At 42.2% G+C, this 14,739-nt stretch carries 10 protein-coding genes and 1 tRNA gene; 7 read left to right on the top strand and 4 right to left on the bottom strand.

All coding sequences use genetic code 11. The features are described 5' to 3' along the window. Positions 1–18: 18 nt before the first annotated feature. Positions 19–1,941 (bottom strand): PrkA family serine protein kinase, encoded by a 1,923-nt coding sequence (locus tag ACVFI8_RS01770; protein ID WP_248715163.1) that lies wholly within the window; start codon positions 1,939–1,941, stop codon positions 19–21. Between the two features lie 759 nt (positions 1,942–2,700). On the opposite strand from ACVFI8_RS01770, the gene ACVFI8_RS01765 reads away from it, so the two are divergent. Both ACVFI8_RS01765 and ACVFI8_RS01760 read left to right on the top strand, forming a co-directional pair. Next, positions 2,701–4,386: a sodium:solute symporter family protein gene (locus ACVFI8_RS01765; RefSeq protein WP_248715164.1), complete on the top strand. Its 1,686-nt coding sequence runs from the start codon at positions 2,701–2,703 to the stop codon at positions 4,384–4,386. Positions 4,387–4,601: 215 nt separating this feature from the next. Then, complete coding sequence (locus tag ACVFI8_RS01760) at positions 4,602–6,014, top strand: esterase/lipase family protein (RefSeq protein ID WP_248715165.1); 1,413 nt, start codon at positions 4,602–4,604, stop codon at positions 6,012–6,014. 96 nt (positions 6,015–6,110) lie between these two features. On the opposite strand, the gene ACVFI8_RS01755 is transcribed toward ACVFI8_RS01760, so the two are convergent. The 3 genes from ACVFI8_RS01755 to ACVFI8_RS01745 all read right to left on the bottom strand — a co-directional run bounded on the left by ACVFI8_RS01755 (position 6,111) and on the right by ACVFI8_RS01745 (position 8,333). Beyond that, positions 6,111–6,187: transfer RNA gene (locus ACVFI8_RS01755), tRNA-Pro, on the bottom strand. Positions 6,188–6,273: 86 nt separating this feature from the next. After that, entirely contained in the window at positions 6,274–8,085 is a 1,812-nt protein-coding gene (locus tag ACVFI8_RS01750; protein ID WP_248715166.1) for a DUF3413 domain-containing protein, read from the bottom strand. Between the two features lie 29 nt (positions 8,086–8,114). Further along, complete coding sequence (locus ACVFI8_RS01745; protein ID WP_248715167.1) at positions 8,115–8,333, bottom strand: YejL family protein; 219 nt, start codon at positions 8,331–8,333, stop codon at positions 8,115–8,117. Between the two features lie 75 nt (positions 8,334–8,408). Here ACVFI8_RS01745 and yejK point away from each other — a divergent pair, with 75 nt between their 5' ends. From yejK to ACVFI8_RS01720, 5 genes are all read left to right on the top strand, one after another. Next, on the top strand, positions 8,409–9,413 hold the full coding sequence (yejK, locus tag ACVFI8_RS01740) for a nucleoid-associated protein YejK (RefSeq protein ID WP_248715168.1): 1,005 nt from the start codon (positions 8,409–8,411) through the stop codon (positions 9,411–9,413). Between the two features lie 287 nt (positions 9,414–9,700). Then, a complete protein-coding gene (gene malE, locus ACVFI8_RS01735) occupies positions 9,701–10,882 on the top strand; it encodes a maltose/maltodextrin ABC transporter substrate-binding protein MalE (protein ID WP_248715169.1) in 1,182 nt (393 codons plus the stop codon). An 86-nt stretch (positions 10,883–10,968) separates the two neighbouring features. After that, positions 10,969–12,597 carry a maltose ABC transporter permease MalF gene (gene malF / locus ACVFI8_RS01730; protein WP_248715170.1) on the top strand — a complete coding sequence of 543 codons (1,629 nt, stop codon included), beginning with the start codon at positions 10,969–10,971 and terminating at the stop codon, positions 12,595–12,597. A gap of 12 nt (positions 12,598–12,609) precedes the next feature. Continuing rightward, entirely contained in the window at positions 12,610–13,500 is an 891-nt protein-coding gene (gene malG, locus ACVFI8_RS01725) for a maltose ABC transporter permease MalG (protein ID WP_248715171.1), read from the top strand. 87 nt (positions 13,501–13,587) lie between these two features. Next, positions 13,588–14,724, top strand: coding sequence for an ABC transporter ATP-binding protein (locus tag ACVFI8_RS01720; RefSeq protein WP_248715172.1), 1,137 nt, complete (start codon positions 13,588–13,590; stop codon positions 14,722–14,724). The last annotated feature ends 15 nt before the right edge of the window (positions 14,725–14,739 follow it).

The raw sequence follows: 14,739 nt of genomic DNA, 5'->3' as shown, positions 1-14,739 counted from the left end.
AGGCGCCCTCCATCAAATCTATGAAGATTTACGAACGCGTAAATACCATTCAGATAACAAGCGAACTTGTTTACGGGTGTAGCCTTTCTCCATCATCCTCGCCACAAAGTCATCGTGCTTTTGTTGATCATCGGCCGAGGTTTTAGCATTAAAAGAAATAACCGGTAACAAGTCTTCGGTATTTGAGAACATTTTCTTCTCAATCACGGTGCGCAGTTTCTCATAGCTGGTCCAGCTAGGATTGGTGCCATCATTTCCTGCTCTAGCACGCAATACAAAGTTAACGATTTCATTACGGAAGTCTTTGGGGTTACTGATCCCTGCGGGTTTTTCAATTTTTTCTAGTTCAGCATTGAGCGCGGCGCGGTCAAACAGCTGCCCCGTATCGGGGTCTCGAAACTCTTGGTCTTGAATCCAGAAGTCGGCATACACCACGTAACGATCGAATATATTTTGCCCATATTCAGAGTAAGACTCTAAGTATGCGGTTTGTATTTCTTTACCGATAAAGTCGACGTATTTGGGGATTAAATAACCTTTCAAATGTTCAAGGTAACGATCGGCGACTTCTTGACCAAATTGTTCGCGTTCTATTTGCTGTTCTAATACATAGAAAAGGTGCACAGGGTTTGCTGCTACCTCACTGGTATCGAAGTTAAACACTCTCGATAAGATTTTAAATGCAAAACGCGTGGATAAGCCTTCCATTCCTTCATTTACCCCAGCGAAATCGCGATATTCTTGGTAAGACTTCGCTTTAGGATCGGTATCTTTGAGGGTTTCGCCATCATAAACCCGCATCTTCGAGTAGATACTAGAGTTTTCAGGATCTTTAAGACGTGATAATACGGTGAATTGCGCCAACAGCTCTAAAGTGCTGGGCGCGCATTTAGCGGTGTTAAGTTCACTGTTATCGAGCAGTTTCTGATAAATATTGATTTCTTCACTGACTCGTAAACAATAAGGGACTTTAACGATATAAACCCTGTCTAAGAATGCTTCGTTATTCTTATTATTCTTAAAGCTTTGCCACTCTGACTCGTTAGAGTGAGCCAATATAATACCCTCGAAAGGAATGGCTGATAATCCTTCTGTGCCATTGTAGTTGCCTTCTTGAGTGGCGGTTAATAGAGGATGCAGCACTTTAATGGGTGCTTTAAACATCTCTACAAACTCCATCAAACCCTGGTTGGCTCTACACAGTGCGCCTGAATAGCTATAAGCGTCGGGATCATTTTGCGCATAATGCTCTAATTGTCGAATATCTACCTTACCTACTAGCGATGAAATATCTTGGTTATTTTCATCTCCAGGCTCGGTTTTTGCGACCGCAATTTGATTCAAAATAGAAGGGTAGGATTTTACCACCTTGAATTGTGTAATATCACCGCCATATTCTCTCAATCGCTTGGCGGCCCAAGGCGACATGATGGTTTTAAGGTGTCGTAAGCTAATACCGTATTCACTTTGCAATATGCCACCATCTTCGTCCGGGTCAAATAAACAGAACGGATGATCGTTAACCGGAGAGCCCTTAATTCTATAGATAGGAACTAATTGCATTAAAGCTTTCAGTTTTTCAGCTAACGATGATTTACCCCCCCCTACCGGGCCGAGTAAATAGAGTATTTGCTTGCACTCTTCTAAGCCTTGAGAAGAGTGTTTTAGATAAGAGACTATCTGCTCTATGCTGTCTTCCATGCCATAAAATTCTTTAAATGCGGGGTAGCGAGCAATAACTCTATTGGAAAATAATCGGCTCAGAAGGGGGTCTTTAGAGGTATCTACCATTTCCGGTTCGCCTATGGCATGCAAAAGTCGCTCTGCTGCGCTGGCGTAAATACTGGGGTTTTCTTTACATTGAGTGAGAAACTGATCAAGCGATAGCTCTTCTTCCTGAGCTTGCTCGTAACGCTGTTGATAGTGGTCAAAAATACTCATAGCCTAGGCCTCCTAAAACAAGCTATCCCTAATAAAGACAGAATTTGGAAACAAAAGATTTCATGAAGCGTTAAAATAAGCTTATACCATTGTTAAAATAAATTTATAAAAAATAAGCCTTTTTTTTGTAAATCTTGCTGTTTATTGATTTCGTAAACAGTTGTTTATCTGGCTATAAAAATCAATTCATGACCTAAATCAACATATTTGGGCTGTTAAGCCATCAATTATCTTGTTTACGCAGTAAATATGTAAATAGATCGCAATTTGTGTGATTTGAATGCATGTTAGGCGGCTCACAAAAAGTTAACAAAATGTAAAATTTTGCGTTGACCTTCGCTTTTAACATGCTAATTTAAGTTGGTAGCTTGAACCTTCTAGCTTTGGTCGGCGAGCACTACATCGAGGGGAGTAGTGTTGGAGGTATCATATAAGCACGTTTCCATTAGCTCTTGCATTGCAAGAGCATTTTTTTTGCTAAATCCCTAAGTTTTCAAGGATTACCCATCTACATTCGACTAAAGGATTAGTTGAGTGGCAGTGGTTTTTTAACTTAATTTTCAGTGTGTTATCACGATCTCTCCAAAGTGATGTCTCATTTCATCTAGTGATGCTCTCATCTATACCAAAGTCTAAGTTTATTTCTATCAATAAGCCTCTAATTTGATGTAACAAAATATTAACTTATGTGTTTGGCTTTGCGACTCATGAATAAGTTGCTGTGGCAAAGCGAAGTATAGATGTGACATAGGCGAAAGCATGGATATACAAACATGGACATCAATTTTTATCGCCTCTAGTTTCACTCTTTATATGATTATTGCAGTTTGGGCGAAGGCCAAATCACCTCAAGACTTCTACATTGCTAACGCTCAAATACATCCCGTTACTAATGGCATGGCGACCGCTGCAGATTGGATGTCAGCAGCATCTTTTATTTCATTAGCGGGGATCATTTCATTTGCCGGTTATGACGGAGCGGTGTATTTAATGGGTTGGACAGGGGGCTATGTATTACTTGCCTTGTGTTTGGCTCCTTACTTAAGAGGCTTTGGCCAATATACCGTTGCCGATTTTATTGGAGAGCGTTATTACAGTAAAAGCGCTCGTTTACTGGCCGTTGCCTGCACTATTTTTATTTCCTTTATTTACGTGGCTGGGCAAATGCGTGGCGTAGGCGTGGTATTTGCGCGTTTCTTAGATGTAAATGTTAACTTAGGCATTTTATTAGGAATGGCCATCGTTTTTGTCTACGCAGTATGGGGGGGGATGAAAGGCATTACCTATACGCAAGTTGCCCAGTATTGTGTGCTCATATTTGCTTTTTTGGTTCCCGCTATATTCACTTCATTTGCGTTGACTGGGCAAGTGTTCCCGCAGCTAGGCTTAGGTAGCAGCTTGAGCAATGGTACAGAATTATACCTGCTAGATAAGCTGGATGGCCTATCGCAAGATTTAGGGTTTGAGCTTTTTACCCGTGGTGATAAATCGCTGGTAGATACTTTTTTTATTACCGCTGCGCTTATGATGGGAACCGCAGGCTTACCGCATATTATTGTACGTTTCCTAACTGTTTCAACAGTGCATGATGCTCGAAAATCTGCCGGTTACGCGCTGCTTTTTATAGCCTTACTTTATACAGCTGTGCCGGCCGTTGCCGCATTTGCCAAAATAAATATCATCGAGTCGATTAATGGTTCAGATCATAAAGGTGTATTGGCTGAATATAGCCCGGAGTGGTTTGTAAATTGGCAGCAGTCAGGCTTAGTTGAATGGCAGGATATTAATCATGATGGGCGCTTATTTTATTCTGGGGATGAACGTAACGAAGTGGTGATAAATCCAGATATTGTGGTTTTAGCATCCCCCGAAATGGCCCAGTTGCCTAACTGGGTGGTCGCGCTGGTGGCCGCTGGAGGTTTAGCGGCAGCACTGTCTACTGCAGCGGGGCTGTTATTGGTTATTTCTAGCGCCATTGCTCATGATGTTATTAAGCAGACTTGGCAGAAAAATCTAACCGATAAACAAGAGCTAAAGTTAGCGCGAATTAGCGCTGTGCTAGCTATTATCGTGGCTGGGTACTTAGGTGTTAACCCTCCAGTCTTAGTGGCTGAGGTCGTGGCGATTGCTTTTGGTCTTGCTGCTAGCTCACTATTTCCTGCGATAATTCTAGGGATATTTGTTGCCAAACTAAGCCGTACCGCGGCTATCAGTGGCATGCTGTTAGGTATCAGCGTAACCTTGAGTTACATCGTGTACTTTAAGTTTGTTAATCCAGCCGCCAACCTGAGTGAGAACTGGTTATTCGGTATTTCTCCAGAGGGAATCGGCGCCTTTGGCATGCTACTGAACTTTTTACTGGCGCTTACGGTTCAGCGCTTTTGCACCGATGCCCCTCAATCTATACAAGCGATGGTGATAAATCTTCGTAAACCACAACCTTAAGCCTTGCATGATTGACCACTAATCGTCCAGATATCAATACACTGATATCCAATTGTTTTAAGTAAAGTTCTTGTTAACTTTGCCAGCGGTTAACTCTCCATCTAAGCTCTATCAACATCGATAATAATCAGTTTGCAATTTGTTTGTTGCTAACTGGGGCTAGCATTTGGCCGAGTCTAGCTTATTTCTGCAATTCATCACATGGACGTAATAATATGAAATTGATTTTTGTACACGGATGGAGTGTTACCCACACCAACACCTATGGAGAGTTACCACAATCTCTAGTCTCTAAAGCTGCTTCAACTAATCTCAATCTTGATATTGACCATATTTATTTGGGGAAATATGTCAGTTTCCATGATGAAGTGTCAATGGATGATATAGCCCGAGCGTTAGAACAAGCGCTGCGGGACTTACCCGGCAATGAATCCAGCATTCAGCCCTTTTCGTGTATTACTCATTCAACGGGCGGCCCAGTCGTGCGTTCATGGATCGATAAATACTACGGGGCCAGTGGTTTAACATCACTGCCATTACAGCACTTGGTGATGCTCGCGCCAGCCAATCACGGCTCAAGTTTGGCCGTATTAGGTAAGCAGCGAGTAGGGCGGATTAAGTCTTGGTTTTCTGGAGTAGAGCCAGGCCAGCGAGTCTTAGATTGGTTGTCCTTAGGGAGTGAGGGGCAGTGGGCACTGAACGAAAACAGTATGTCTTACCAAAATGCTGAGAATAACTTTTTTCCTTTTGTGCTAATCGGTCAAGGAATCGATAGCAAGTTTTACGACTTTCTAAATGGCTATCTGGTTGAATCGGGTTCTGATGGGGTGGTGCGTGTTGCTGGTGCCAATATGAACTATCGCTATATAGCTTTGCTGCAATCTGAGGAGCAGATAAATGGCGTTGGCGGTAAAGTTTATCGGTTAACTCCCAGTGAAATAGAGCCGATACGAAAACCCGCTGCTGTGCCTATGGCTGTGTTCAGTGAGTTTAGTCACTCAGGTAACAAGATGGGCATCATGGCGAATAAACCCAGTTCGAATAATCACCATATTATTATCGAGCAGGTGTTGGCTTGTTTAACAGTGAATTCTGGTAGCGAATACCAAAAGAGGGGGCAGCAAATGGCCGAGTTCAGCCGCATTGAACAGGCAAAAGTTCCTGAAGGTAAAAAACAAGTAATCGGTAAGTATTGTATGTTGGTGATTCGAGTGAAAGACCAATTGGGTGAGCATATCAACAACCAAGACTACGATATCCTGTTGTTAGCAGGTAAAGGGTACAAACCGCATCAATTGCCTGAAGGTTTCTTTGTTGATAAGCAAATGAATAGCAATACTCATAGCTTAGTGTATTACATCGATGCTGAGAAAATGTCTAAAATCAAAGACAACTGTTTTGGTATTCAAGTGATGGCGAGGCCAAATAAAGGGTTTTCTTTTTATCAAAATACTCAGTTTCGCTCTGAGGGAATGGCTATCGATCAGGTGTGCGCGGCTAATCAAACCACTTATATCGACATTACGATTCACCGAGATGTTGATAAAAATGTATTCAGGTTCGACGGCGCTAACAAACCAAGAAGCAGCTTTAAGAATGTAAAACCATCGGGTGACATTACCACTTAGCAAACCCTCGGGTGTTTGACTCTCGGACAGTATTACACCGTCTTCGTCAGAGTAAAAAAAAACCTATAGCTGAATAAGCTATAGGTTTTTCTAAATTGGTCGGAGTAGCAGGATTTGAACCTGCGACCCTTTGTCCCCCAGACAAATGCGCTACCAAGCTGCGCTATACCCCGAATAGGAAATGAATTTACTTAGCTATACCACCTGTGTCAATACGTTAGCTGTGTTTTCAAGGCCAAGTGCTCATGGATTGAGCAAATTATTGCTGCGGCTGATAAAAACGGTTTAATTCATTTAAAACTTGCACCAGCATAGGCACTGAAACTTGCGCATTACTGGGTTCTAAGTCACGATCAAACACTTGGTAGCTTCCAGTGTCATTAAACAAGGTTATTTGATTACTCTGAACCACCGCTTGTTGCTCTTGGTTGCCAATTAATAGCCAATCGCGCTTACGTTTTCTAAAGATATTCTGGCCAGTACTGTAATTGGAACTCTTTGAAGAAACAGCGAATAGCCCCTCTAAGATGGTGGGTACTAAATCGTTATGACTAGTATCACCATGGTGTAAACTCGGAGCTTTATTCGGCCAATGAATGAACATCGGCACTTGGGTTTGGTAGCGACTGAAATTACTGTTGTTTCCCCAGTAATTACTATTGTTATCGTTTAGCTGAGTGCCGTAATCAGATGTCACTATAAGCACCGTGCGCTCCAATTGACCGGTTTGAGCCAACTGTTGGTATACTTCCGCTAATTGCTTATCTAAGTTCTGAGCGGCTTCAAGGTACAAAGGGCCTAGGCTATCAGTCGTTATTTTTGCTTGATGCTCATTTCCGTTGTCAAAATTAGCGACGCCATTAAGATACAAAAAATTAAACCAAGGCAGTTGCGAATACTGGCTTTGTTGCCACATAAGCCACTCTTGTATGGCTCGCTCATCCCCTTTTGCTCCTCCTAATGAAGACGTCATATCAAGGCTGTTGACTGCCGAGAAGCTAGTGCTTGCCAGCTCGGGGTGGTTTAAGCCGCGGCTGCTAAATAACTCTATTTGATAATTATTGTCTTGCAAGGCAGAGATTAACACCGGGCTTTGATGTGAAGACTTAACGGTTGGCCAGTAAGTCGTTGGGAGCCCATACAGTAAGCTAAATAAACCTTCTTGAGGTTTGTTGCTGCCGCTGAAATGGCTAAAAAATTGACTAGAGCTTTTAGCTTGTCGCCAACTATTCGGCATCGCTTGCTGATTGAGCATATCCCAACGTAGGCCTTCAACCACCACTACCATTAGATTATAGCGTTGCTCAACATTGCCATATTTGATGGGTGAAATGGGGTAACGCAGCTCGCCTTGTTGTTTTAACTCTCTAGCTTTTACTTGTTGGTAATAGGCATCGACATCAAAAATGCCCTGTTGCTGTAAAAAGCTACGCGCGGTGAGAGGGTAGAATAGGGGATAGTTGTTTTTCTGTTGGGTGACCACCCGATAGTTAGTGGCATCAGCCCATGCGTGAATAAAATGGGTAAGTAAAAAACATACAAACAATAGAGCAGCGACAGGCACACCTAGGTGCTTATGTTCTAGTCTCCGTAAGTACTTCCAACACAACCTAGCTAACCATAACTCTAATAAGAAAATGAACGGCACTGCAACAAACAACAGGTTAAGTGTGTTGGCTTGGCTATTTTGATCCTCATCTACTAATAGTTGCAATAAGGCGGGGTTTAAGTGCAAGTTAAAAGTAGCGAATACCTCGGTATCTACGATTAATAGGCTGATGCCGATAGTCGCAATCAGTGCGCCGACAAAACGCATGGTTCGGTTACTCGGAATGACAAAGCTCAGTGGGAACAGAGTCAATAAGAAGATAACAAAACCGATAAAAGAAAACTGTCCGATCCAACTAATCAGTAAATAGCTTTGACCTAAAAAAGTTTCAGGTGGGGCGGCTAACACCAAATAACGCAAGCCAACGATTAAGGCTAGAATAATGTTAGACAAACAAAACCAATGGCCCCAGCTAATGAGTTGAGACACTTTGTCACGGTACTGTTTTGAGTTATTTACCATTGCGAGTTAATGGATCCTTTCCAATTTTATTATTTTTCGTTGATCGAACTTTTAAGCGCCTTGCTAAAACCTTCAGTGAGCTTTTTCCGTTGTTCAGGCGCAACCCGCTGATTAATCAAACATGTGGTCGCATTACCTAACACCATCAGTGCTAAATCTGTGGTGATATTATGGTTGTCGACTACTTTGAGTACATCATTAAGTAATTGTTCCACTTGCTCATTAGAATATTTTGAAATTATTGCCATTACTTCACTAAGAATTTACTGATAAAGACGCGTATAATAACCCACCTCGTCAGTAAACACTAACAGTAAGAGACCATGAGCATTTCATTAAAACACCTTATTTTACATTCATTAGAATTGGCCGAAGACGGCACTATTGCCCTACAAGCTCGCGCCGACGAGATGGCTCATAGTGAAGCTGCACTTAGCTTAATAGAGAGTCTACACCTCAATTACAGTGGGCGTGCCGCTAAAGGGTTTGGCTTTTATAATGAAGACAATAGTAGTCCCTTCAAGACGCAACTAGATGCTTTACTAAACCAAGACATCGATTTTCATCGATACAGTGTCGATAGCGGTACGGTATTAATTGAAGAACTAAAAAAGTATGAGTTTATTGAGCAGGGCGTGTTATTGCTGGCTAACTATGAACATGTTGCAGGTGAATATCTATTAATCATGTTGCTCGAGAATAAAACCTCTCCTGCTGTGAACGAGAGCTTAGAGCTAACTGCTAGCCGTTATCTTGAGACAAGTTCCATTCAATTAGCGGCTAGGATTGATATCACCGATATGCAACGTAACCCAGAGTCTAAGCGCTATGTCTCTTATGTTAAAGGCAGGGCTGGGCGTAAAATAGCTGATTTTTTTGTCGAGTATTTGGGGTGCGATGACGGCTTGGATGTAAAAGTACAAAATGCGGTGTTGATGCAAGCGGTGGATGATTACTGCCAAGCAACGCAATTAGATAAAGAAGAAAAGCTAGCCTATAAAGGTGAAGTAAAATCTTACTGTGAACAACAGTTAAAAGACGGTGAGGAAATCATCGTAGGAGAATTAGCCAAGGCCTTACCTACCGCTGAAGATAATGTCGACTTTTATCAATTTGCGGCTGAAAACTATCCCCTTGAAGATCAATTTCCAGCTGACCGTACCGCCCTGAAAAAACTGGCTAAATGTTTTGGGCAAGGAAAAGGAGTATCGGTTAGCTTTGAACAAAAATTGTTGGGGGATCGCGTTTTTTACGATGAATCGACAGATACATTGACGATTGTCGGGATCCCTCCTAACTTAAGAGAACAGTTGAAAAATAACAAATAAGTTAATTGTGAGCTCTGAAAAGCTTATCAAAAACTTAAATGTAGTTTTATTACCACATGGAAAGGTTTTCAAGCGTTAACATGGTTGATAATGTTGTTTTATTACCACTGTTTGTTGCTTAAGTGGCCTCCCAAGGCCCATGTGGCCTTGGTTTGGCCGTTTGTAGTATAATTTCAAAAGTGCGAGCTAAGTCATGTGCGAAAGCAACCATATGGGCTAGAATCAAGCCCAGCAAGTTACCCTTGCGACCTAAAAATATAATCATAACGACAGTTAAGGAAAGGCTAATGAAAAAGACAATTCTTGCATCTGCTATAGCGGTTGCTTCTTTAGGCATGGTATCTAATGCTTTTGCTGCGATTGAAGAAGGCCAATTGACCATTTGGGTAAATGGCGATAAAGGCTACAACGGCTTGGCTGAAGTAGGTAAACGCTTTGAAGCTGATACTGGTGTTAAAGTAAGTGTTGCACACCCAGACGATGCCCCTGGTAAATTCCAACAAGCTGCATCTACTGGCTCAGGTCCTGATATTTTCTTGTGGGCTCACGACCGTTTTGGTGACTGGGTTGACGCAGGTCTATTAACTGAGGTTAAGCCAAGCGCAGAGAAAAAAGCAGCAGTTGAAGATTTTGCATGGGATGCAGTAACACTAGATGGCAAAGTTTACGGTTACCCAATTGCTATCGAAGCTATTGGTCTTATCTACAACAAAGACTTAGTGCCTAACCCTCCTAAAACTTGGGAAGAAATTCCTGCACTAGACACCGAACTACAAAAGTCTGGTAAGCACGCAATCCTTTGGGATTACAATAACACTTACTTTTCATGGCCTCTATTGGCTGCGAATGGTGGTTACATCTTTAAATTCGAAAACGGTTCTTACAATGTTAAAGACACCGGTGTAGCGACAGACGGCGCAAAAATGGGCGCTCAAGTTATTAAAGATTTAATCGAAAATGGTCATATGCCAAAAGGCGCTGACTACGGTGTAATGGATTCTGCCTTCAACAAAGGCGAAGTAGCCATGGTTATCAACGGCCCTTGGGCTTGGGATAACATGGAAAAAAGTGGCATCAACTACGGTGTAACTTACATTCCAACTATCAACGGTAACAAAGCTAAGCCAATGGTTGGTGTATTAGCGGGTGCAATTAACTCTGCGTCACCAAATGCTGATTTAGCGGTAGAGTTCTTAGAAAACTACCTTGTTACTAATGAAGGCTTGAAATCTGTGAATGACGATGTACCTCTAGGTGCTGTAGCACTTAAGTCGTACATGGAAGAGCTTTCAAGTGACCCTCGCATCGCTGCAACTTTCGCAAACGCTCAAGATGGTGAGCCAATGCCTAACGTAGCTGCTATGGGTAAATTCTGGTCAGCGATGGCAACATCACTAACCAACATCACTAGTGGTCGTCAACCTCTAGAGAAAGCACTAGACGCGGCAGCGCGTCGTATAGCGAAATAATACGGTCATATTATTTCGGTTAGGAGGAGGATATTGGTCTATCCTCCTCTTAGTTAATTTCGGTCAAATCAAAGGTTGTACATAAGATGGGTCTTTCTGCTTCTCCAGGTTTTATGCAGGGCAAATATGCTTGGCTAAAACTGCTGCTGATCACGGCGATTGTATTGCTTAACGGCTACGCAATTGTTTTGATGTATGCAGGTGGTGAATATGCATTTGCATTGCTCACCCTTGTTGTTGTTTCTACTGGTGTGTATGTTTTTACTACTAAAAAAATGTATGCGCACCGATATATTTTCCCCGGTATTGCCGGAATGGTGGTCTTTATCATCTTTCCCTTGGCGTATACCATTGGTATTGCATTTACCAACTACAGCGGAACAAACTTGTTATCGTTGGAACGTGTTGAGCAATTGCATACCCAAAAAACCTACATGGCTAAAGGTGGTTCATTTGCTTTTCAGTTGCATCAAGCGGCTGAAGGTAAATACATCTTGGCACTCTCACAAGATGAAGATCTTTTTGTCACTTCTCCTGTTGAAGTTATCTCTAACGCCGATGTTCGTACTAAACGGCTTACGCTTGAAACTGAACGTTTTAGGCTTAAACAAGTAGATGCTTTGCCTACTAGTGCTATCGCGCCGATAAAAGAAATTATCTCGCATCGCCAATTTTTCAATAATATCGTTCTTGTTACCCCTAACGGTGATGAACTGGTTATGAATGGCCTGCGCAAATTCTCAGCGATGAAGCCTCTATACACTCGTCTCGCTGACGGTGTAGTTCTTAAAGAAAGTGGCGCTATTCTTCCAGGTCCTTCTATCTTACGAAATAACCAAACTGGCGAATTAATGTTGCCAAATATGGAAACGGGTTATTTTCAGTATATCGATGGCGACGGTGAGTTTGTTGGTGATCGCCTTGCTCCGGGTTTTACAGTTAAAGTAGGCTGGAAAAACTTTGAGCGCGTTGCTACCGACAAAGGTATTAAAGAACCGTTTATCGAAATCTTTATTTGGACAGTTATTTTTGCTGCCGCTTCAGTAGCCTTTACCTTGGCTATTGGTATGGTGTTAGCTTGTCTAATTCAGTGGGAAGAGCTTAAAGGGCGCGCTATTTATCGCGTGGTTCTAATTCTTCCTTACGCTATCCCTGCCTTTATCTCTATCTTGGTATTCAAAGGTTTATTTAACCAAAACTTTGGTGAAATTAACGGTATTTTGGAATCGCTATTTGGTATTAAGCCGGATTGGTTTACCGATCCTGTTATGGCCAAATCGATGATTCTAATCGTGAATACTTGGTTAGGTTATCCGTACATGATGATCTTATGTTTAGGTATGCTTAAGTCTATCCCTGAAGATTTGTATGAAGCTTCAGCAATGGATGGCGCAGGTCCAATCAATAATTTCTTCAACATTACTGTACCACTGCTGATGAAGCCTCTAACCCCGTTGTTGGTAGCCTCTTTTGCCTTTAACTTTAACAACTTTGTATTGATTCAGTTGTTAACCAATGGTGGTCCAGACATTATCGGTGCTTCTACTCCTGCAGGTACAACTGACTTACTCGTAAGTTATACCTACCGTATTGCCTTCCAAGGCGATGGTGGTCAGGATTACGGTCTCGCCAGTGCAATTGCAACGCTAATCTTCTTAGTGGTTGGTGCGCTTGCCTTGATTAACTTGAAATTAACTAAAGCTGACAAGGCATAAGGAGAAGCTACTATGGCAATGGTTCAAGCTAAGTCATTGAAATATAGAAAACTAGCTACTCACGTAGTGTTATGTTTATTTCTATGTTTGATTATATTCCCATTATTGATGGTTATTACTATTTCGTTCCGTACTGGTAACTTTGCGGTAGGCGAACTTATTCCATCTAACCCAACTCTCGACCACTGGCGTTTAGCCTTAGGGATTACAGTTGTAAACCCAGATGGTTCTTTGACACCACCACCATTCCCTGTTCTAACTTGGTTGTGGAACTCAATTAAAGTTGCGGGTATTTCAGCACTGTTAATTGTGGCCTTATCTACTACAAGTGCTTACGCGTTTGCGCGTATGCGTTTTAAGGGTAAAGCAACCATTCTTAACGGTATGTTAATTTTCCAAATGTTCCCATCTGTATTGGCCTTGGTAGCAATTTATGCCTTGTTCAACAAGATTGGTGAATACATTCCTTGGTTGGGTCTAAACACTCATGGTGGTCTTATTTTCGCTTACCTTGGTGGTATCGCACTGCACGTGTGGACGATTAAAGGGTACTTCGAAACTATTGACCCTGCGCTTGAAGAGTCTGCGGCTATTGACGGCGCAACTCCATGGCAAGCGTTTAGATTGGTATTGTTACCGCTTTCTGTACCTATTTTGGCAGTAGTATTTATCCTCGCGTTTATTGGGGTAATTACTGAAGTGCCAATGGCCTCTGTATTGATGCAAGACGTAGATAAACTCACGCTTGCAGTAGGTGCTCAACAATATCTCTATCCGCAAAACTACTTGTGGGGCGATTTCGCCGCCGCAGCAGTATTGTCTGGATTCCCTATCACGCTAGTGTTCCTAATGGCCCAACGTTGGTTGGTCGGCGGGTTAACGGCTGGTGGTGTTAAAGGTTAAGTTATTTGGGCGTAGCCGCAGATGCGGCTACGCAAAACAAGATTGATTGCGAATAAAGCGAATACTTTATTCAGTTTGGAGCTAATAATGGCTAATGTAATTCTAAAAAATGTACGTAAGAACTATGATCCTGCAATTCACCAAGACACTTTGCGTGACATTAACTTAGACATTCAAGATGGCGAATTTGTTGTATTTGTTGGTCCATCAGGTTGTGGTAAATCAACGCTTTTACGTATGATCGCTGGCCTAGAAGACATCACTAGTGGTGAACTTCAAATTGGTGGTAACTTCATGAATGATGTTCCACCAGTAGAGCGTAATGTAGGTATGGTATTCCAGTCTTACGCTCTTTACCCACACATGGATCTACGCGAAAACATGTCTTTCGGCCTTAAATTGAAGAAGGTTGACAAAGAGACTATCGAGAAACGTGTAAACAATGCGTCTGATATTTTGGGCTTAGACCCGTTACTTGATCGTAAACCAAAAGAATTAAGTGGTGGTCAACGTCAGCGTGTTGCTATTGGTCGTTGTATTGTACAACAACCAGGTGTATTTCTATTCGATGAGCCTTTATCAAACCTTGATGCTGCGCTTCGTGTGAAAATGCGTATCGAGATTGCTAAACTGCACAAAGAACTTCAATCAACTATTATCTACGTTACCCACGACCAAGTGGAAGCGATGACTTTAGCTGACAAAATTGTTGTGCTAAGCCCATTAGATCCAAATGCAGGGTCTAACTTGGAGCAATATGGTTCTCCGTTAGAGCTTTACCATAACCCTGCAAATAAATTTGTTGCTGGTTTTATTGGCTCTCCTAAAATGAACTTCATTGAAGGCGAACTTATTGAATCGGGTGAGCAACACAGTAAGATTAAATTGGTAACTGGCGATATCATCAGTGCAGCAGTTGACACTAGCCGCGCTAGCGTTGGCGATACTGTAGAGTTTGGTTGCCGCCCTGAGCACTTGGTTGAAGATACCCATGCTCATGCAGAGAACTTCATTACAGGTACAGTTGTAGTTGCTGAACACTTAGGTGCTGAGTCTTACGTTTATATGGACGTTAAAGGCTTCGATTTCACCTTTAAAGCACGTAGCGAATTCCCATCTAACAATGGCGATCAACTGCGTGTAGGTTTACCAACTAACGCGGGTTACTTGTTTGATAGTAATGGCATTGCGTTCCCACGTACTGCCAAGTACAACAAAGACTAGAAGTTGACCATTAAT

The sequence above is a fragment of the Agarivorans sp. MS3-6 genome (assembly GCF_054112545.1).
Note: the sequence above shows the minus strand (reverse complement) of the source record. Positions and strands in the feature narration are given on the sequence as shown.